17 protein-coding genes are annotated in these 19,238 nt (G+C 72.5%); 3 read left to right on the top strand and 14 right to left on the bottom strand.

Annotated elements, in window-relative coordinates; genetic code table 11:
* Window positions 1–606: 606 nt before the first annotated feature.
* The 5 genes from JYK04_RS23660 to bldG all read right to left on the bottom strand — a co-directional run bounded on the left by JYK04_RS23660 (window position 607) and on the right by bldG (window position 6,595).
* A complete protein-coding gene (locus JYK04_RS23660) occupies window positions 607–2,148 on the bottom strand; it encodes a DUF7059 domain-containing protein (protein WP_189743920.1) in 1,542 nt (513 codons plus the stop codon).
* Between the two features lie 141 nt (window positions 2,149–2,289).
* The gene (locus tag JYK04_RS23655; RefSeq protein ID WP_189743918.1) at window positions 2,290–2,856 is read right to left on the bottom strand and encodes a small secreted protein; all 567 of its coding nucleotides are present in this window, start codon (window positions 2,854–2,856) and stop codon (window positions 2,290–2,292) included.
* 164 nt (window positions 2,857–3,020) lie between these two features.
* A complete protein-coding gene (locus tag JYK04_RS23650; protein WP_189743916.1) occupies window positions 3,021–5,423 on the bottom strand; it encodes a sodium-translocating pyrophosphatase in 2,403 nt (800 codons plus the stop codon).
* A 267-nt stretch (window positions 5,424–5,690) separates the two neighbouring features.
* Window positions 5,691–6,131 carry an ATP-binding protein gene (locus JYK04_RS23645; RefSeq protein WP_189743915.1) on the bottom strand — a complete coding sequence of 147 codons (441 nt, stop codon included), beginning with the start codon at window positions 6,129–6,131 and terminating at the stop codon, window positions 5,691–5,693.
* 122 nt (window positions 6,132–6,253) lie between these two features.
* On the bottom strand, window positions 6,254–6,595 hold the full coding sequence (bldG, locus tag JYK04_RS23640) for an anti-sigma factor antagonist BldG (protein ID WP_008743037.1): 342 nt from the start codon (window positions 6,593–6,595) through the stop codon (window positions 6,254–6,256).
* Between the two features lie 70 nt (window positions 6,596–6,665).
* Here bldG and JYK04_RS23635 point away from each other — a divergent pair, with 70 nt between their 5' ends.
* Window positions 6,666–9,161, top strand: a complete 2,496-nt coding sequence (locus JYK04_RS23635) for a DEAD/DEAH box helicase (RefSeq protein ID WP_189743913.1) — start codon at window positions 6,666–6,668, stop codon at window positions 9,159–9,161.
* 62 nt (window positions 9,162–9,223) lie between these two features.
* Here the strand turns inward: JYK04_RS23635 and JYK04_RS23630 are convergent, their stop codons facing one another.
* From JYK04_RS23630 to ssd, 7 genes are read right to left on the bottom strand one after another with little or no spacing between them, the layout of a single operon-like run.
* On the bottom strand, window positions 9,224–9,562 hold the full coding sequence (locus tag JYK04_RS23630) for an Rv3654c family TadE-like protein (protein WP_189743911.1): 339 nt from the start codon (window positions 9,560–9,562) through the stop codon (window positions 9,224–9,226).
* Window positions 9,559–9,888 (bottom strand): TadE family type IV pilus minor pilin, encoded by a 330-nt coding sequence (locus JYK04_RS23625; RefSeq protein WP_373297488.1) that lies wholly within the window; start codon window positions 9,886–9,888, stop codon window positions 9,559–9,561. Before JYK04_RS23625 ends, JYK04_RS23630 begins: the two co-directional genes overlap by 4 nt.
* 43 nt (window positions 9,889–9,931) lie before the next feature.
* Window positions 9,932–10,129, bottom strand: coding sequence for a DUF4244 domain-containing protein (locus tag JYK04_RS23620; RefSeq protein WP_189743907.1), 198 nt, complete (start codon window positions 10,127–10,129; stop codon window positions 9,932–9,934).
* Between the two features lie 50 nt (window positions 10,130–10,179).
* The gene (locus JYK04_RS23615; RefSeq protein WP_229876581.1) at window positions 10,180–10,959 is read right to left on the bottom strand and encodes a type II secretion system F family protein; all 780 of its coding nucleotides are present in this window, start codon (window positions 10,957–10,959) and stop codon (window positions 10,180–10,182) included.
* Window positions 10,956–11,840, bottom strand: a complete 885-nt coding sequence (locus tag JYK04_RS23610) for a type II secretion system F family protein (protein ID WP_229876578.1) — start codon at window positions 11,838–11,840, stop codon at window positions 10,956–10,958. Before JYK04_RS23610 ends, JYK04_RS23615 begins: the two co-directional genes overlap by 4 nt.
* Window positions 11,837–12,985 carry a TadA family conjugal transfer-associated ATPase gene (locus JYK04_RS23605; protein ID WP_189743905.1) on the bottom strand — a complete coding sequence of 383 codons (1,149 nt, stop codon included), beginning with the start codon at window positions 12,983–12,985 and terminating at the stop codon, window positions 11,837–11,839. Before JYK04_RS23605 ends, JYK04_RS23610 begins: the two co-directional genes overlap by 4 nt.
* The gene (gene ssd, locus JYK04_RS23600) at window positions 12,982–14,106 is read right to left on the bottom strand and encodes a septum site-determining protein Ssd (protein ID WP_189743903.1); all 1,125 of its coding nucleotides are present in this window, start codon (window positions 14,104–14,106) and stop codon (window positions 12,982–12,984) included. Before ssd ends, JYK04_RS23605 begins: the two co-directional genes overlap by 4 nt.
* A 539-nt stretch (window positions 14,107–14,645) precedes the next feature.
* Between ssd and JYK04_RS23595 the strand changes: the two genes are divergently transcribed.
* Window positions 14,646–15,521, top strand: a complete 876-nt coding sequence (locus tag JYK04_RS23595) for an HAD family hydrolase (protein WP_189743902.1) — start codon at window positions 14,646–14,648, stop codon at window positions 15,519–15,521.
* A gap of 406 nt (window positions 15,522–15,927) precedes the next feature.
* Here the strand turns inward: JYK04_RS23595 and JYK04_RS23590 are convergent, their stop codons facing one another.
* The gene (locus tag JYK04_RS23590) at window positions 15,928–16,749 is read right to left on the bottom strand and encodes a Fic family protein (RefSeq protein ID WP_189743900.1); all 822 of its coding nucleotides are present in this window, start codon (window positions 16,747–16,749) and stop codon (window positions 15,928–15,930) included.
* 109 nt (window positions 16,750–16,858) lie between these two features.
* On the opposite strand from JYK04_RS23590, the gene JYK04_RS23585 reads away from it, so the two are divergent.
* Window positions 16,859–17,881 (top strand): ATP-binding protein, encoded by a 1,023-nt coding sequence (locus JYK04_RS23585; RefSeq protein WP_189743898.1) that lies wholly within the window; start codon window positions 16,859–16,861, stop codon window positions 17,879–17,881.
* On the opposite strand, the gene JYK04_RS23580 is transcribed toward JYK04_RS23585, so the two are convergent.
* Window positions 17,835–19,142: a polysaccharide deacetylase family protein gene (locus JYK04_RS23580; protein ID WP_189743896.1), complete on the bottom strand. Its 1,308-nt coding sequence runs from the start codon at window positions 19,140–19,142 to the stop codon at window positions 17,835–17,837. The genes JYK04_RS23585 and JYK04_RS23580 overlap by 47 nt on opposite strands.
* Window positions 19,143–19,238 lie beyond the last annotated feature (96 nt).

The following is a 19,238-nucleotide window of genomic DNA, read 5'->3' as shown; positions in this document are numbered from 1 at the left end:
GCTCTTCTCTCCGGTCGGCACTCGGTCGCAGTACGGCGACGCTGCGGAGTGTGACGGTACAACCCGCCCCCGTGTCAAACGGCAGAAGCCCGCAACGGCCACTCGAACGGTAACCCGACAAGTGCCGTTTCTGCCGCCCGGATGCCGCGCCGGGGCGTTCCCGATCACCGGGCAGGGTGGCCGGGGGGCCGTCTGGCGGCGCCTCCTCATCGGGTCCCGGGCCTGCTCCGACCTCGGCTTTCCGGGCCGGATCCGCAGCCGCGCCCGGTCCGCCCGGGTCGGTCGATCACGTCGCCGGAGCCGCGCGAGGTGCCCCGGTCCCGAGACCCTCGTCACCTCGCCGACGAGCCCGGCCGCCGCTTCGGCCGAGACGGGGCGCGCGCCCTCCGCTACCGGCGCACGGCGGCGGAGAACGCGCCCCCGTCAGGCCTGCAGAGCGGCCCCGAACAGCGGGAACACGGCCGCCGCGAAGATCGCCGGACCGTGTTCCGCGCCGCTTCCCCTTACCCCCGGGCCGCTCACGGGATCCCCCCGGATCCCCCTGCGCAGGAGACTGGCAGCCCTGTGGATACGGCGGGCGAACCCCGGGTTACATTCCGGGGCCGACTACCGCGCGGGGCCCGCCACGGGGTCCAGGAAGCCCTGCTCGACCAGCAGCCGGATGGCCTCCGGAGTGCGGTCCCGCAGGACGATCGGATCCTCCTGGACCAGCTGCGCGATCGCGTCCAGGATCCGGCCCGCGCTCAGTGAGCCGTCACACACTCCGGCGAAGCCGGCGCCGACCGTGTCGACCTTGGTGGCGCGCCGCATCCCGCGGTTCTGCCGGAGCACGACATGTTCCGGATCCTCCGCGCCGGGCGCGCCGACCTGCTCCTGGACCACTTCCTCGGCCAGCGCGAAATGGGCCTCCAGCAGGGCCGCGTCGTCGTGCTGCCGCAGGTAGTCCTGGCGCGCGAAGTGGGCCAGGACGGCCTCGCCGAGCGGCTGCTCCACCGTGTGGGGCCACTCCTCGACCACGATCGAGGGCTCGGCCGCGTCCGTCCGGCGCAGAGTGATCCACCCGAATCCGACGGACTTGGTCCCGCGGGCCTCGAACTCGTCCAGCCAGTCCTCGTACCGCCGCGCGTACTCGGCGGGGTCGGTCCGGTGGTCGCCCGCGTCGCGCAGCCACAGCTCCGCGTACTGCGTCACGTCCTGCACGTCACGCTGCACGATCCAGGCGTCGCAGCCGCGCGGCACCCAGGAGCGCAGCCGGTCGTGCCAGTCCTCGCCCTCCACGTGCTGCCAGTTGCCGAGGAACTGCGCGTACCCGCCCGGGTTGAGCCGCGCGCCGGCCTCCTGGACCAGGGTCCGGCACAGGTCGTCGCCGCCCATACCGCCGTCCCGGTACGTCAGCCTGGCGCCGGGGGAGATCACGAACGGCGGGTTCGACACGATGAGGTCGTACGTGGCCTCGCCGACCGGCTCGAACAGCGACCCGGTGAGCAGCTCCGCCTCCGGGGCCCCGGACAGGGCCAGCGTCAGGCGGGTGAATTCCAGGGCCCTGGGGTTGACGTCGGTGGCCGTGACCCGCGTGGCGTGCCGGGACGCGTGCAGCGCCTGGATTCCGGATCCGGTGCCGACGTCGAGGGCGGAGCCGACCGGGGTGCGGACGGTGATCCCGGCCAGGGTGGTGGAGGCGCCGCCGACGCCGAGGACCACGGCTGTGCCTGGCTGAAGCCCCCGGCTGCCGATCCCACCGGCCCCGCCGACGGAGCAGCCGAGGTCCGAGACGATGAACCAGTCCTCGCCGTCCGGGCCGCCGTACGGGCGTACGTCGACGGTGGCGTGCACCGTGTCCTCGCCGTCGGCGGCCTCCTCCAGCCGCAGCCAGCCGTCGGCCAGCGCGGCCTCGACGGGCAGCGCCTCCGCGGCGCGCACGTACGGCTCCGGCTGCTGGAGCAGGAACAGCCGGACCAGGCTCGCGAGCGCTCCGTCACCCGGTCCTCGGGTGGCGCGCAGGGCGGGGACGGTCTCGCTGCGGGCCAGCGCGGCGTAGGCGGGGGCGCCGAGCAGGTCGAGCAGCCCGTCGGCGGTGAAACCGGCGGCGAGCAGGGCGGCGCGGAGCTCGGGGGCGCGATCGGGCTTGGGGAGGCTGGTGGTACTCACGCATCCATTGTGTCCGCTGGGACCCGTCCTGCCGATCACACCGGGCCCGCGGACGCGAAAGGGCGGCCGCGGCCCCTTCCGGGACCCCGGCCGCCCTGAGCGGCGTATCGCGCGCGGCACCGCCCGCGCGGGCCGGCCGTCCTACTGGGCGGACGCCGGTGCCGTCGCGACCTGGCAGCCCTTCTGGCCGTTGATCGCCGGGCCGAGGCCGCCCGCCTTGAGCTGGGCGAGCGCCTCCTGGCCGCCCTTCGTCACGTCCTTGAGCCCGCCCGCGACCTCCTTGAGGCCGTCGGCGAACTTCGTCTTGTCCTGCGGGTCGAGGGCGTCCGTCTTCGCCTTCAGGTCGGCGTAGCCCGTGGAGGTCGTCTCGAAGCCCTTGGCCGCCGCCTCCTGGGTCGCTGCGCCGTTCTTGACCGGCGGAACGCCCGCCGACCGCAGGGCGTCCGCCATCGCCTTGTACGACTCGGTCATGGTCGCGAACGCCGTCGAGTCGGTCTTCTGGACCTCGTCTGGCTTGCTGCTCTCCGAGGCCACTCGCTTGATCTCGAGGTTGGCCGCTTCGATCTTCTCGAGCTGGGGCTGCCACTGGTCACAGACCTTTTTGGCCCAGGAGCCGGCCTTCTGGTCGGTCTCGTCCCCGCCGCATCCGGACAGGACGAGCATCAGTGCCGCACCGCCCGACAACGCGGCCGCGATCTTCTTGTTCACCGGATTGGTCCCTTCGAAGGCTCTCGGCCCGGAAGATACACGCCCACCCTGCGGAGACGCACAAAGGCGGACAGACGGCGCGTGAGTCCGCGCCGCCCATCCGCCTTTCGGGCGTACCGGCCGGCCCTGCCCGGCCCTGCCCGTACCGCTGGCCGGACCTCGGGTCAGGAGACCGTCGCGGGGTCGGCCGACTGGGCCACCCGCTCGGCGGCTCCGCCCTCGGTCTCGTCGCCGACGGCGATGCCGCGGCGCTTGGAGATGTAGACCGCGGCGATGATGACCCCGATCGCGAGGACCGCGACGACCGCCCGCACGACCGGGCTGCTGTCCCCGCCGTAGCTGAACTGCACGACCGCGGGGGCGATCAGCAGCGCCACCAGGTTCATGACCTTGAGCAGCGGGTTGATCGCCGGTCCGGCGGTGTCCTTGAACGGGTCGCCGACCGTGTCGCCGATGACGACCGCGGCATGGGCCTCGCTGCCCTTGCCGCCGTGGTGGCCGTCCTCGACGAGCTTCTTCGCGTTGTCCCACGCGCCACCGGAGTTGGCGAGGAAGACCGCCATCAGGGTGCCCGTACCGATGGCGCCGGCGAGGAAGGCGCCGAGCGCGCCCACACCGAGGGAGAAGCCCACGGCGATGGGGGTGAGCACGGCGAGCAGGCCGGGGGTGGCGAGCTCGCGCAGCGCGTCCTTGGTGCAGATGTCGACGACTCGCCCGTACTCGGGCTTCTCGGTGTAGTCCATGATCCCGGGGTGCTCGCGGAACTGGCGGCGCACCTCGTAGACGACGGCGCCCGCGGAGCGGGAGACGGCGTTGATGGCGAGGCCCGAGAACAGGAACACGACGGCCGCGCCCAGGATCAGCCCGACGAGGTTGTTGGGCTGTGCGATGTCCAGGCTGAGGTTCATCTCCCCGGCCTTTGCGCCGACCTCCTTGACCGCGGTGGCGATCGCGTCGTTGTACGAGCCGAACAGCGCCGCCGCGGCGAGCACCGCCGTGGCGATGGCGATGCCCTTGGTGATGGCCTTCGTGGTGTTGCCCACGGCGTCCAGGTCGGTCAGGACCTGCGCACCGGCGCCCTCGACGTCGCCGGACATCTCCGCGATGCCCTGGGCGTTGTCGGAGACGGGCCCGAAGGTGTCCATGGCGACGATGACGCCGACGGTGGTGAGCAGGCCGGTGCCGGCCAGGGCCACCGCGAAGAGCGCGAGCAGGATCGACGTGCCGCCGAGCAGGAACGCCCCGTAGACGCCCAGGCCGATGAGCAGAGCCGTGTAGACGGCGGACTCCAGGCCCACCGAGATTCCGGCGAGGACGACGGTGGCCGCGCCGGTCAGGGAGGACTTGCCGATGTCCCGGACGGGGCGCCGGTTGGTCTCGGTGAAGTAGCCGGTCAGCTGCTGGATCAGGGCCGCGAGCACGATGCCGATGGCGACGGCGACGACGGCCAGGATCCGCGGGTCACCGGTGTGGTTGGTGATCGCCGGGTTCTCGACGCCGACGAGCTCCTTGTAGGTGGCCGGCAGGTAGGCGTAGACGGCGATCGCGACCAGCGCCAGGGAGATCACGGCGGAGATGAAGAACCCGCGGTTGATGGCGGTCATGCCGCTGCGGTCGCTGCGGCGCGGGGAGACCGCGAAGATGCCGATCATCGCGGTGATGACGCCGATCGCGGGCACGATCAGCGGGAAGGCGAGGCCAAGGTCGCCGAAGGCGGCCTTGCCCAGGATGAGCGCGGCCACCAGGGTGACGGCGTAGGACTCGAAGAGGTCGGCCGCCATTCCGGCGCAGTCTCCGACGTTGTCGCCCACGTTGTCGGCGATGGTCGCGGCATTGCGCGGGTCGTCCTCCGGAATGCCCTGCTCGACCTTGCCGACCAGGTCGGCGCCGACGTCGGCGGCCTTGGTGAAGATTCCGCCGCCCACGCGCATGAACATCGCGATCAGGGCGGCGCCGAGACCGAAGCCCTCCAGGACCTTGGGGGCGTCGGCGGCGTAGACCAGGACGACGCAGGAGGCGCCGAAGAGGCCGAGGCCGACGGTGAACATGCCCACGACGCCGCCCGTCCGGAAGGCGATCTTCATCGCCTTGTGGGAGACCTCGGTCAGGTCCTTGGCGGGCTCCCCCTCGGCCGGGGTGGCCTCGCGTGCGGCAGCGGCGACACGGACGTTGGCGCGGACCGCCAGGCGCATGCCGATGTAGCCGGTGGCGGCCGAGAAGACGGCGCCCACGAGGAAGAAGGCGGAGCGCCCGCCCCGCTGCGTCCAGTCGTCGGCGGGGAGCAGGAAGAGCAGGAAGAAGACCACGACGGCGAAGATGCCGAGGGTGCGCAGCTGCCGGCCGAGATAGGCGTTGGCGCCTTCCTGGACGGCTGCGGCGATCTTCTTCATGCTGTCGGTTCCCTCGTCGGCGGCGAGGACCTGGCGGACCAGGATCTGCGCGACGACGAGTGCGGCCAGTGCCACGGCCGCAATGACGATCACGATGAGCCGATTGTCATCGGTGAGTACTGCGGCTGCCAGATCTGTGGTGCGATCCGGCGCGATAGGGGTGAAGAGCCCCGTCATTCGTCCTCCTTGACGTGATGAGCTCAAGATGTGGACGGATTGTAGGGAGCGCGACCCGATCAAAACAGTGCGCAGGAAACGCAATTGGCGTGCTCTCGCTCCTCAGCAATAGATCGCGTCACTCCATTACCCTCGAAAGTGGTAATGGGACAAAGGCATTGACGCCTCATCATTGATCTAGGGAAATGAAAAAGGCCCTGCTCAGCAGGGCCTTGATAAAGATCCGAAGATACGAAGGATTGCACGCGGAGCGGATCGCGGTGGATCTCAGGGAAGCTCGGAGACTCCGGAGACGGGCCAGCTCATCCGGATGGTCCCGCCCGATTCCCCACTGCTCACCTCGACGTCGTCGACGAGCCCGCTGATCACCGCGAGACCCATCTCGTCCTCGGTCTCGCCTTCGGACTCCAGGACGGCGGTGATGCCGGGTACCGCGTCGGCCGCGCTGCCGGAGGGCCCGGGGACCTCGTCGCCGACCTCGATGGAGAACGTCTTGTCCTCCTCGGTCAGCACCACCCGGACGGGCGCGGTCAGTCCGTTGCTCCGATGGAGTCCGACGGCACGGGAACAGGCCTCACCCACGGCGAGGCGGACCTCGTCGAGGACGGCTTCCTCCACGCCGACCCTGCGCGCCACGGCGGCCGCGACCAGGCGGGCCGTCCGGACGTGTTCGGGCTGGGCGCTGAAGCGCAGTTCAACGGTGGCCATGCGCATCCCCCTCGGACTACGGGCGTGCCTTGACAGGGGCCCGGGCCATCCATGACCCGGTACCCCCGCTCTCCTTGTCGGCTCCCTGCCGCCCGGAGGCTGCAGGGGGCCGCGCGGAGCCGTCAGTCGGTGGCGTTGACGGCGTCTTCCACCGTGGTGTGGATCGGAAACACCTTGGTCAGACCGGTGATGCGGAAGATCTTCAGGATGCGCTCCTGGTTGCACACCAGACGGAGCGAGCCCTCGTGCGCACGGACGCGCTTGAGGCCTCCCACCAGCACACCGAGGCCGGTGGAGTCGAGGAAGTCCACCCGCTCCATGTCGACAACCAGGTGGTAGCTGCCGTCGTTCACCAACTCGACCAACTGCTCGCGCAGCTTGGGCGCGGTATACACATCAATCTCGCCACCGACCTCCACGACCGTACGGTCGCCGACAGTGCGAGTCGACAGGGACAGGTCCACGGATCCTCCAGCACCTTGCTATCGAGCGACGCCCCCTCACCCGAAGGTAGGCGAGGGAATGGCTGCCGCGATGGCATTCAATCACTTACCGGCAGGCGCGCACGACGCCTTCGGACCATTGTCCCGCACGCCGGTGACACACTCGGTTCCGATGGCCAACACATCTGGTCCCGGACGGCCCACGGCACCCACGGACCCACGACCCACCCCCGACACGGTCCTGGACCGCCTGTCACGGGGGCCTTCCCGTGCTGCGCACATCACTCATACGGAGCACTTGCCCCCTCGGGCGGGTCGTCATGCAGTCTGGCCGGACCGCATCCGAACAGACGTCGTAGCCGCGATCGGATCGGCCGGAATCGACCATCCGTGGGAACACCAGGCCGCGGCGGCCGAGCTCGCCCTCGACGGCACGTCCGTGGTCGTGGCCACCGGAACCGCCTCGGGCAAGTCCCTCGCCTACCTCGCGCCCGTGCTCTCCGCGCTCGCGGACGGCGCCGAGGCCCCGAACGGCAGGGGCGCGACCGCCCTGTACCTGGCCCCCACCAAGGCCCTGGCGGCCGACCAGCGGCGTGCCGTACGGGAACTGGCCGCCCCGCTGGGCAACGCCGTGCGTCCCGCGGTCTACGACGGGGACACGCCCGTCGAGGAACGCGAATGGGTCCGCCAGTACGCGAACTACGTCCTGACCAACCCCGACATGCTGCACCGCGGGATCCTCCCGGCCCACCCGCGCTGGTCCTCCTTCCTGCGGGCCCTGCGCTACGTCGTGATCGACGAGTGCCACACCTACCGCGGGGTCTTCGGCTCCCACGTGGCACAGGTGCTGCGCCGGCTGCGGCGGCTGTGCGCCCGCTACGGCGCGGAACCCGTCTTCCTGCTGGCCTCCGCCACCGCGAGCGACCCGGCGGCGGCCGCGTCCCGGCTGACCGGCGTACGGGTGATCGAGATCACCGACGACGCCTCACCGCGGGGCGAGGTGGTCTTCGCCCTCTGGGAGCCGCCGCTGCTCACCGAGCTGCGCGGCGAGAAGGGCGCGCCCGTACGCCGCACGGCCACCGCCGAGACGGCCGACCTGCTGACCGACCTGGTGGTCCAGGGGGTCCGCACGGTCGCCTTCGTCCGCTCCCGGCGCGGCGCCGAGCTGATCTCCGTGATCACCCAGGAACGGCTCGCGTCGGTCGACCGGTCCCTGGCCCGCCGGGTCGCCGCCTACCGGGGCGGCTACCTCCCCGAGGAGCGCCGGGCCCTGGAGCGGGCCCTGCACTCCGGCGAGCTGCTCGGACTGGCCGCCACGACGGCCCTGGAGCTCGGTGTGGACGTCTCCGGCCTGGACGCCGTCCTGATCACCGGCTACCCCGGTACGAGGGCCTCCCTGTGGCAGCAGGCGGGCCGCGCGGGGCGCTCGGGCCAGGGCGCCTTGGCCGTGCTGATCGCCCGGGACGACCCGCTGGACACCTACCTCGTGCACCACCCGGAGGCGCTGTTCCAGCAGCCGGTGGAGGCCACCGTCCTGGACCCCGACAACCCGTACGTCCTCGCCCCCCACCTGTGCGCGGCGGCGGCGGAGCTACCGCTGACCGACGCGGACCTGGAACTCTTCGGCCCGGCGACCGAGGACCTCCTTCCCCAGCTCGAGGCGGCGAAGCTGCTGCGCCGCCGGGCGACCGCCTGGCACTGGACCCGCCGGGAACGGGCCTCGGACCTGACCGACATCCGGGGCGGCGGCGGCCGCCCGGTGCAGATCGTCGAGGCCTCGACCGGCCGGCTGCTGGGTACGGTCGACGAGTCGGCGGCCCACACCGCCGTCCACGAGGGGGCCGTCCACCTCCACCAGGGCCGCACGTATCTCGTGAAGCACCTGGACCTGGAGGATTCGGCGGCCCTCGTGGAGCAGGCGGACCCGCCCTTCTCCACCACGGCCCGTGACACCACCTCCATCTCCGTCCTGGAGACCGAGACCGAGATCCCGTGGGGCTCGGCCCGGCTCTGCTTCGGCTCCGTCGAGGTCACCAACCAGGTCGTCTCCTATCTGCGCCGCAAGCTGATCACCGGCGAGGTGCTGGGCGAGACCAAGCTCGACCTGCCGCCCCGCACCCTGCGCACCCGGGCCGTGTGGTGGACGGTGACCGAGGACCAGCTCGACGAGGCCCGGATCAACCCGGAGATCCTGGGCGGCGCCCTGCACGCCGCCGAGCACGCCTCCATCGGCATGCTGCCGCTGTTCGCCACCTGCGACCGCTGGGACATCGGCGGCGTCTCCGTGCCGCTGCATCCCGACACCCTCCTCCCCACGGTCTTCGTCTACGACGGCCACCCCGGCGGCGCCGGCTTCGCGGAGCGCGCCTTCGGCACCGCCCGCGCGTGGCTGACGGCGACCCGCGATGCGATCGCGGCCTGCGAGTGCGAGGCCGGCTGCCCTTCCTGCATCCAGTCCCCCAAGTGCGGCAACGGCAACGAGCCCCTGCACAAGCGCGGCGCCATCCGCCTCCTCACCCGCCTCCTCTCCGAATCCCCGGCCGCACCACCCGCACCCGCCACCCCCGCCGAGGCCTCCGAGGCCTGACGGGCCCCGGCGGCCCCGGACCCGGGCTTCCGGCCCCTGGCCCGCCCCCGGCCCCCGGGGCCTCAGTCCGGCGGCCCGGGCGGGCCCGCCCGGGCCCGGATCGCCGCGGTGAACGGGCCCGCCGCGACCCGGGCGGTGACCTCGGCGACCTCGCCCCGGAGCAGGCACCCGCCGAGCGCCGCACCCTGCGCCCGGGCCACCCGCAGGGCCGCCGCGCACGCCGTCTCCGGCCCGTGTGCCCAGGTGGCCGCCGCCGCGAGCGCCGCCAGGTCGGCGGCGGCCGCCGCCCGGTGGCGGGCCACGACGGCCTGGCCGAGCAGCAGCACCCCGCCGAACACCGCGCCCAGCACCGTCGCCACCAGTGCCGCCCAGACCGTGGCCGAACCCCGGTCCCGGCTCACGGCGGCGGCCCCACGCTGTCCTCCGCCAGGGCCACCGCCTGCGCGCCGAGCCGTACCGGCAGCCCGCCCGGCCCGGGCGCCTTCGCCGCCACCCGGACCCGCCAGAGGTCGCCCGTCCGCTCCAGCTCCACCCGCGCCCCCGGTGGGGCGGCCGCCCGGGCCGCAGCCTCCGCCACCTCCACCGGTTCCGACCTGGCCGCCGCCCGGGCTCCGGCCCGGGCCGCGTCCACACACCGGATCTGCGCGGCCGCCGCCATGAGGGCCCACACCAGCAGTGCCGCGAACAGCACCAGCGCCGGAATCACCAGGGCGGCCTCCGCCGTCACGTATCCCCGGTCCGACTTTCCCCGGATACTCCGTGACGCACCCTCAGAACGGCACATCGAGCGCCTTTCCGATGGTCGACTGAAGGGCCGTGGCGACGACTTCACTCGTCACCACCTTGTAGAGGACGGCTGCGAATGCACAGGCCGCGATCGTGCCCATCGCGTATTCCGACGTGGACATCCCCTTGTCGCCCCCGCGCGCCCCGAGCGCCGTCCGCACACGAAACCAGATGATCCTCATGACAACCTCCTGTTGTATTTCCACTGTTGCTGTCTGTGGCCCATGCGACTTCAGGTGTTCGAGAGAAGTCCCGAGGCCATACCGATCACCACCGGGGCGACCCCGATCGCGAGAAAAGCGGGGAGAAAACACAGCCCCACCGGTGCGGTGACGAGGACCGCCGCCCGCTGCGCCCGCGCTCCCGCCGTGCGGGCCCGGTCCTCCCGCAGCCCGGACGCGAGCCGGGAGACGGGCTCCGCCGCGGGCGCCCCCGTCCGCGCGGCCCGTTCCAGGCAGTCCGCGAGCGCCCGGGCACCCGGTATCTCCGCCAACCTCCCCCACCCGGCGCCCGGTTCGCCGCCGAGCCGCAGCTCCGCCCCGGCCCTCGCCAGCCGGTCGCCCACCGGACCGCCCAGTGATTCCCCCACCACCTCGGCGGCTTCCACCGGGCTCGCCCCGGCCGCCAGGCATGCGGCCAACAGGTCTGCCGCGAACGGCAACTGGCGCTCCGCCTCCCGTGGATCCACTCCGGTCGGCGGCCGCGCCCTGGTCCGCCACCGCCGCACACCGAACGCGGCCAGGCCGCCGACGGCCACACCCGCCGCCCCGCCCACGAGCACCCAGCCCGCCAGCAGCGCCCCGGCCGGCCCGGCCCACGCGGCCGCCACACCCCTCAGCGCGGATCCGAACACCGTCCCGCGGAGCACCGGTCCAGCTCCCAGCAGGGCCGCGGCCCTGCGTCCGGCCGCCCGCGTCCGGACCCGTGCCGTCACCGCCGACACCAGCCACAGCGCCACCACGGCCAGGCAGACCGCGATCCCCAGCCTGTGGACGACGAAGCCGCCCGTCACCGCTCCCCCGCCCGGACGATCCGCCGGCACCACAGCAGCCCGAGCGCCTCCAGCACCCCGCCGGCCAGCAGGCACCCCCACCCCATCGGTGTGTGCAGCAGCACCCGCAGCGGATCCGCGCCCAGCCCGGTGCCGATCAGCAGACCCACCAGCGGCAGCAGGGCGAGCACCAGCACCGTCGAGCGCGCCCCCGCCAACTGGGCCCGCAGCGACTCCTGCCGGTCCCGCTCGGCCCGCAGGGCCCCCTCCAGCCGTTCCAATCCGGCGGCCAGTCCCGCACCGCCGTCCACGGACACCCGCCAGCAGGCCGCCATTCCGGCCAGCCCTTCCGCCCCGGGCTCCCGGGCCACCTGGCGCAACGCACCGGGCACGTCCCCGCCGAAGGCCGCGGCGGCCAGCACGCCCGTTTCCGCCGCACCCGGCCCGCCGGGGCCGACGGCAGTCCGGCGCATCGCGGCCGTCAGCGCCTGCCCTGGCTGAGCTCCCGCCCGCAGCTCACCCACCACCGCACCGCACAGGGCCACCACCTCGGCGGCCCGCGCCGCCCGGGCCCGCTCCCGCGCCCGTACCCGCAGCCACCGGCGCACCAGCGGCAGCGCCGCCACCCCCGCCAGCAGCGGGATCACCGACCCGCCGAGCACCGCGACCACCAGCCCGGCCGCGAGGCAGGCCCACTCCCGCCACCGCGCCGCCCGCACCCGGACGGCGATGAGCAGCCGCTCCCGGCGCGGCGGGCCGACCGGAACCACCGGACCGCCCGCCGCCAGCACCGCCTGGGCGCGCCGGGACACCCGGTCACCGCCGGCCAGCCCCCAGGCGGCCGCCCCGGCGCACAGCACCCCGGCGAACAGCGGCACCGGCAGCCCCGCCCCCGCGCTCACCGGACACCTCGCAGCAGCGGGCGAAGCCGTTCCCAGCCGCGCTCCCGTACGAAGCCCCGGGCGGCCCAGCGCAGCGCCGGTACGGTGACCACCAGTCCGGCGGCGTCCCGCTCCAGCACGTGCACCTCGGCCAGCCGGCGCCGCCCCTCCCGGTCCCGGACCAGGTGGAGCACCAGGGTCAGCGCTGCGGCCAACTGGCTGTGCAGGGCCGCCCGGTCGAGCCCGGCGGCCGTCCCGAGCGCCTCCAGCCGGGCGGGAACGTGGGCGGCGGCGTTGGCGTGGACCGTCCCGCAGCCCCCCTCGTGCCCGGTGTTCAGAGCGGCGAGCAGGTCCGCCACCTCGGCGCCCCGCACCTCGCCCACCACCAGCCGGTCGGGCCGCATCCGCAGCGCCTGGCGGACCAGGTCCGCCAGGGTGACCAGACCCGCCCCCTCCTGGTTGGCCGGCCGGGTCTCCAGCCGCACCACATGCGGATGGTCGGGGCGCAGCTCGGCCGAGTCCTCGGCCAGCACGATCCGCTCGCCGGGGCCGACCAGCCCCAACAGGGCACTGAGCAGGGTGGTCTTGCCCGTTCCGGTCCCACCGGAGACGAGGAACGACAGCCGGGCCCCGACCATGTCCTTGAGCAGTCGTTGCCCGCCCGGCGGCAGTGTCCCCGCCGCGACGAGCTCCTCCAGCGTGAACGCCCGCGGCCGCACCACCCGCAGCGAGAGGCAGGCCGAGCCGACCGAGACCGGAGGCAGCACGGCGTGCAGCCGGGTGCCGTCGGGCATCCGGGCGTCCACCCAGGGCCGGGCGTCGTCCAGGCGCCGCCCCGCGACGGCGGCCAGCCGCTGGGCGAGCCTGCGCACGGCCTCGGCGTCGGCGAAGGTCACTCCGGTCAGCTCCAGCCCGCCACCGCGATCCACCCACACCCGGTCGGGGGCCGCCACCAGCACATCGGTGACCTCCGGATCGCCGAGCAGTGCCTCCAGCGGGCCCGCGCCGACCAGTTCGGACCGTAATTCGGCGGCCACACCGAGCACTTCGGCATCCCCGAGCAGCCTGCCCTGGGCCCGCAGGGCCGCCGCCACCCGCGCCGGGGTCGGTTCCGCCCCGCTCTCGGCGAGCCGCCGGCGCACCGCGTCCAGGAGCACCGCGCTCATGCCGGCACCCCCTGGGCGGAGCCGAGGGCCCGCTGCCAGAAGCCGTCGCAGAAGCGGGCCAGCGCGCCCTTCGCCTGCGTCCCCGGCGGTTCGCCCTCGGCCACCCGCCCCGGGAGCCCCACCTCGAGCGGCACCTCCCCGGCCAGCGGTGCCCCCAACAGCCCCGCCACGGACTCCGGATCGAGGCCGCCCGGGCAGCGTCCCCGTACGACGACCCGCACGTCCCGGGCCACCATCCGCACCCCGGCCGCCACCCGGCCCGCCGCGGCCACCGACCGCAACTCGCCCGGCACCACCATCAGCACCAGGTCGAGCTGGGCCAGCACCTCGGCCACCGCTTCGTCGACCCGCCGCGGGAGGTCGACCACCACCACCCCGCCCCGGCGGCGCGCGGCGGCCACCACGGACCGGATCGCGGCGGGCGGCACCACCACCCGGTCACCGCGGTCCCAGCTGAGCACGCGCAGGTCGTGCAGCTCGGGCAGGGACTCCTCCAGCGCTCCGGCACCGACCCGGCCCCGCGAGGCCGCGAAGTCCGGCCAGCGCAGCCCTTCGGCGCTCTCGCCCCCGAGCAGGACGTCCATGCCGCCGCCCAGCGGATCGCCGTCGATGAGGATGGTCCGCTCCCCGGCGCGGGCGGCCCGCACGGCGAGCGCGCAGGCGAGGGTGGAGGCTCCGGCACCGCCGCTGCCACCGACCACCCCCACGGCGAGGGCGGGCCTCCCGGCCCCCTCCACGACATCGGCGATGCGGTCGACGAGCCGGCTCTCGGCGTCGGGGAGCCGCAGCACCTCCTCGGCGCCGATCTCCACCGCCCGTTGCCACACATGGGGGTCGTCCAGGTCCCGGCCGACGAGGAGAACCCCGGCCCTGCGCGGTGCGCCGCGCACCCGTCGGGCGGCGTCGTCCCCCACCAGCACGAGCGGTGCGCAGTCCCATCCCCCGTTCCCCGCATCCGCGCCCGCAGCGCCCGCCCCGACGGCCCCGCCCTGCTCGGGTACCGCGTGGCGCACATGCGGCTCGGCACCCGCCGCGGCACACAGCCTCAGCAGATCGTCGAGCAGCAGCGGGTCCTCGGTGATGATCAGCGGCCGCCCGCCGCCAGGTGCGGATCCGGCCATGGAACCGGGTCCGAGACCCGCCCCGACCCCTGTTCCCCTTCCGCCGACCACGGACTCCTGCGTTTCACACGACTTCGATCGGGCCACGATCTCCGCCCCCTTCTCCCTGCAAATGCTTCCGCCACGGACTTCGCGGCTGGAATCACCGTGCAGCGATCAGGAAAAAGAAGTGGATCTTGTCGGATAACTGTGGACAACCCATCGGTTGTGAATAACCCGGTCACCCTCTCAGGTGAGTTCCGGAGCGCGGCGGAACCACTACGCACGGTCACGTGTCTGATGTGGTGAGGGCCTTCGCCGCGTCGGCCCCGCACAAGAGGAAGGGCCGGAGGATGGTCACTTGGGGCCGAAGGCAGGGACGCGAACCGCGTCCGGACATGCGACGACCCCCGCCGGGGGGGAGAGCGGGGGTCGTCCCCACGGTCCGACTCGGGGGGGGAGGAGCCAGACCGGGTTAGCACGGTCGCGAACGATCCGTGACTTCCATGGTGTACCCGAGAGCCTTCTCAGGCAAACCCACGCGCCACACCTTACGCCGAATGGTGGGCGCATATGCTCGGGGCGTGGAAAATCAGCCCTTGCCGCACTCCTCGCCTCGCACCGCAGCCTTCTTCGACCTGGACAAGACGGTCATTGCGAAGTCGAGCACCTTGACGTTCAGCAAGTCCTTCTACCAAGGCGGCCTGATCAACCGGCGAGCCGTGTTGCGCACCGCGTACACGCAGTTCATCTTCCTGGCCGGCGGCGCCGACCACGATCAGATGGAACGGATGCGGGAGTACCTGTCCGCCCTCTGCAAGGGGTGGAACAGGCAGCAGGTGCGGGAGATCGTCGCCGAGACCCTGCACGACCTCATCGACCCGATCATCTACGACGAGGCCGCGTCCCTGATCGAGGCCCACCACACCGCGGGCCGCGACGTGGTGATCGTGTCCACCTCCGGCGCGGAAGTCGTCGAGCCCATCGGGGAGATGCTCGGCGCGGACCGGGTCGTCGCCACCCGCATGGTCGTGGGCGAGGACGGCTGCTTCACCGGCGAGATCGAGTACTACGCCTACGGACCCACCAAGGCGGAGGCCGTACGCGAACTCGCGGAGTCCGAGGGGTACGACCTCACCCGCTGCTACGCCTACAGCGACTCGGCCACCGACATCCCGATGCTCGAAGCGGTCGGACACCCGCACGCCGTCAACCCCGACCGGGCACTGCGGCGGGAAGCCGTGGCGCGCGAGTGGCCGGTCCTGGTCTTCAACCGCCCCGTGCGGCTGAAGCAGCGCCTTCCCGGACTGTCCATGCCGGCCCGGCCCGCCCTGGTCGCCGCGGCGGCCGTGGGCGCGGCAGCCGCCACGGCCGGGCTGGTCTGGTACGCGAGCCGGCGCCGCGCCCATGCACTGGCCGCGGCCGGCTCCGCCTGAATGTCCTGACCTGCGCGGATAAGGCCTGTCCGGTTCGCCCTCGGTCGTCCCGGAAAGTAAAAAGTGGAGCCAGGGGTTTCGCATGGCTCCGAAGCGGAGTACAAATAAAGCAACGGCCCGCGAGACCAAAGAACATCCGAGAGGATCATCTTTAAAACGCAGTAAGGCCCACGGACCGAAGCATGAGCGCCGAGCACCCACGCGACGTCGACCCGTCGATTACGGGCCAGCCGCACCAGGTAACGGGCAAAGACCCCGACCTGATGGGCAACTATCGAGGACGCTTGGTAACTGGGCGTAAATGCCAGCGGCGACACCAAAGCAAGACGGTGTCGCCGCAACCCATGTCCGGGGCCGAAAGCCTCGGACACAGGGCCGAACGGGGGGACCGGGCGGAACGGGCGGCTCAGGCCGCGCCGCGCTGCAGGGCTTCGCAGACCGCCGTCGACTCACGGACTCCCAGCTCCACGGCCCGGCCGCAGTGCGCGATCCAGGCGGACATGCCCTCCGCGGTCCCCGAGACGTAGCCCTCGAAAGCGGCCAGGTAGGCATCGCTCCCCTGCTCCGCGTGGCCCACCTCCGCCGGGCAGATGGCCTTCGGGTCCAGACCGCTGTTGATCAGCACGATCCGCTCGGCCGCCCGCGCCACCAGCCCGTTGTACGAGGCGAACGGACGCAGCGCCAGCAGTTCGCCGTGCACCACCGCGGCGGTGATCAGGGCCGGGGCCGAACCGCCCGCGATGATCAGACGGGACAGCCCGTCGAGGCGGCCCGCCACCTCCTCGGCGCTCGGCAGCGGCAGCCCGACCAGGGGTTCGGTCACCGGTTCGCCCGCCAGCCGGGGGCGGCCCACCACATCGCCGTCCGCCGTCGACCCGCACGCCACCAGGTGCAGCCGCGCCAGGACCCGCAGCGGCGACTGCCGCCAGATGCTCAGCAGCTGGCCGGCCTCCGCCGTCAGCCGCAGCGCCGCGCCCACCGTCAGCGCCTCCGGCTCCGACCCGAAGTCGGTGCGGCGGCGCACCTCCTCCAGCGCCCAGTCCGCACCGGACAGCGCCGCGCTCCCGCGGGCGCCGCGCAGGGCGGCCTCCGAGGTGATCTCACCACTGCGGCGACGCATCACACGGTGCCCGTAGACGCGGTCCACGGCCTTGCGGACGGAATCCACGGACTCGGCGACACCAGGCAGCCCGGCCAGGGGGGCCAGCGGGTCAGAAGCGCTACTCATAAGTAGGGAGCCTACGCACTGCGCACCCATAGCACCGACCCCTCCTTGGAGTGGTCTTCTTCACTCACCTTGACAACACAGCGCTATCGAACCGCTACGCTTGGTGAACATGAAGATCGCTTTCGTGGGAAAGGGCGGCAGCGGCAAGACGACCCTGTCCTCCCTCTTCATCCGCCACCTCGCCGCCAATGAAGCCCCCGTCGTCGCGGTGGACGCCGACATCAACCAGCACCTGGGCGCCGCGCTCGGACTCACCGAGGAGGAGGCCGCCGAACTGCCCGCCCTCGGCGCGCACCTGCCCCTGATCAAGGAGTACCTGCGGGGCTCCAATCCGCGCATCGCGTCCGTCGACGCGATGATCAAGACCACCCCGCCCGGCCGCGGCTCGCGCCTGCTGCGCGTCACCGAGGACAACCCGGTGTACGACGCCTGCGCGCGCACGCTCCTGCTCGACGGGGAGCCCGTACGGCTCATGGCCACCGGGCCGTTCACCGAGGCCGACCTGGGCGTGGCCTGCTACCACTCCAAGGTCGGAGCGGTCGAGCTCTGCCTCAACCACCTGGTCGACGGCCCCGACGAGTACGTGGTCGTCGACATGACGGCCGGCTCGGACTCCTTCGCCTCGGGCATGTTCACCCGCTTCGACGTGACCTTCCTGGTCGCCGAACCGACCCGCAAGGGCGTCTCCGTCTACCGCCAGTACAAGGAGTACGCGCGGGACTTCGGCGTCGCGCTCAAGGTCATCGGCAACAAGGTGCAGGGCCCCGAGGACATCGAGTTCCTCCAGGACGAGGTGGGCGAGGACCTGCTGGTCACCGTCGGGCACTCCGACTGGGTGCGGGCGATGGAGAAGGGCCGGCCGGCCCCCTTCGAGCTGCTGGAGGCGTCCAACCGGTTCGCCCTCCAGGAGCTCCAGGACGCCGCCGACGACTCGTACGCGCACCGCGACTGGGCCCGGTACACGGAGCAGATGGTGAGCTTCCACCTCAAGAACGCGGAGAGCTGGGGCAACGCCAAGACCGGGGTCGACCTGGCGGACCAGGTCGACCCCGGATTCGTCCTGCACGAGGGGGCCGAAGCGCTCGTCAGCCCTCGTCCGCACTCCCCCCGGCCGGCTCCGCAGCCGGCTTGACGCCCGCGGGGGCGGCCGGCGCCGCCGGCGGCCCCGCGGTCAGGAACTTCGCCCAGCCCTCCTTCGGCGCCTCGCCGACGTCGAGGGCGCGCATCCACTCCAGGGCCTTCGGGTCCTGCGCGTCCAGCCAGTCCGCCAGCTCCCGGAACGGGACGCAGCGGACCTCCTTCTGGGTGCACATGGTCTTGATCGACTCCTCGACGGCGCGCATGTAGGTGCCGCCGTTCCAGGACTCGAAGTGATTGCCGATGATCAGCGGCGCACGGTTGCCCTGGTAGACGCGGTCGAAGGCCTCCCGCAGGCCGTCGCGCATCTGGTCACCCCAGTACGCGTGCTGGGAGGGATCACCCTGCGAGGTCGTCCCGGACTGGTTGACCATGTAGTTGTAGTCCATGCTCAGGGTGTCGAAGGCACGCCCCGGCATGGGCACCAGCTGGAGCGGGATGTCCCAGAGCCCGTCCGTCTTCTTGGGCCAGATCTGCTTGCTGATGCCGCTGGAGTCGTAGCGGAAGCCCATGTCCTTCGCCGCCAGCATGAAGTTCTTCTGGCCTTCGAGGCAGGGCGTGCGGGCGCCGATGAGCTCCTTGTCGTAGTTGAAGGGGAGCGCCTCCTGGTCCTTCAGGCCGGAGTTGGTCTTCCAGTTCTTGACGAAGGACTTGGCCTGGTTGATCTCGCTCTTCCACTCGTCCACGGACCAGGTGCCGACGCCGCCGTCGGGGCCGCAGAAGTGCCCGTTGAAGTGGGTGCCGATCTCGTTGCCCTCCAGCCAGGCCGCGCGGACCTGGGTGGCGGTGTCCTTGATGCCCTGGAGGTCGCCGAAGCCGATGTCGGAGCGGCCGGACTCATGCTGGGGCGCCGTATAGAGGGAACGTTTCTCCTCCGGGAGCATGTAGACGCCGCTGAGGAAGTACGTCATGCGGGCGTTGTACTTCTTGCCGACCTCGCGGAAGTGCGAGAAGAGCTTCTGGCTGTCCTCGCCGGCCCCGTCCCACGAGAACACCACGAACTGCGGCGGCTTTTCGCCCGGCTTGAGCTTCTGCGGCTTCTGCACGTTCGGCTGCATGCCCGTGTACGCGGTCGAACCGTCGCCGATGGGCCGGTTGACGCTGCCCGGAGCCTCCGGGGCGGCGGCTCCCTTCAGGGCGTTCGGGGCCCCGGGGGCCGGGGACTTGGCGGGTTCCGAGGTGCTGCACCCGGCGGCTCCCAGGACCAGCGCCGTGGCGACCAGGCCGCCGGCGATCTTCTTCGTGGCGGCGATCATCCGCCCCACCTCTTCCTCGCAGTTCCATCGCGGGACTTCCGCGCCGCAACGTCCCACGCGGTCCGCTCGAGAGAAGGTATGACAAGCCGTACAAAA

The sequence above is a fragment of the Streptomyces nojiriensis genome, from assembly GCF_017639205.1.
In the GTDB taxonomy this organism is placed as follows: Bacteria; Actinomycetota; Actinomycetes; order Streptomycetales; family Streptomycetaceae; genus Streptomyces; species Streptomyces nojiriensis.
The sequence above is the reverse complement of the archived record's forward strand: the minus strand, read 5'-3'. Positions and strand labels throughout refer to the sequence as shown.

Bases quoted from the DNA above. Each gene is read 5' to 3' on its own strand.
- JYK04_RS23580 (WP_189743896.1), bottom strand. From the start codon at position 19,142: ATGATCGCCGCCACGAAGAAGATCGCCGGCGGCCTGGTCGCCACGGCG.
- ssd (WP_189743903.1), bottom strand. From the start codon at position 14,106: ATGGCCGGATCCGCACCTGGCGGCGGGCGGCCGCTGATCATCACCGAG.
- JYK04_RS23635 (WP_189743913.1), top strand. From the start codon at position 6,666: ATGGCATTCAATCACTTACCGGCAGGCGCGCACGACGCCTTCGGACCA.
- JYK04_RS23595 (WP_189743902.1), top strand. From the start codon at position 14,646: ATGGTGGGCGCATATGCTCGGGGCGTGGAAAATCAGCCCTTGCCGCAC.
- JYK04_RS23620 (WP_189743907.1), bottom strand. From the start codon at position 10,129: ATGAGGATCATCTGGTTTCGTGTGCGGACGGCGCTCGGGGCGCGCGGG.
- JYK04_RS23590 (WP_189743900.1), bottom strand. From the start codon at position 16,749: ATGAGTAGCGCTTCTGACCCGCTGGCCCCCCTGGCCGGGCTGCCTGGT.
- JYK04_RS23650 (WP_189743916.1), bottom strand. From the start codon at position 5,423: ATGACGGGGCTCTTCACCCCTATCGCGCCGGATCGCACCACAGATCTG.
- JYK04_RS23585 (WP_189743898.1), top strand. From the start codon at position 16,859: ATGAAGATCGCTTTCGTGGGAAAGGGCGGCAGCGGCAAGACGACCCTG.
- JYK04_RS23605 (WP_189743905.1), bottom strand. From the start codon at position 12,985: ATGAGCGCGGTGCTCCTGGACGCGGTGCGCCGGCGGCTCGCCGAGAGC.
- JYK04_RS23645 (WP_189743915.1), bottom strand. From the start codon at position 6,131: ATGGCCACCGTTGAACTGCGCTTCAGCGCCCAGCCCGAACACGTCCGG.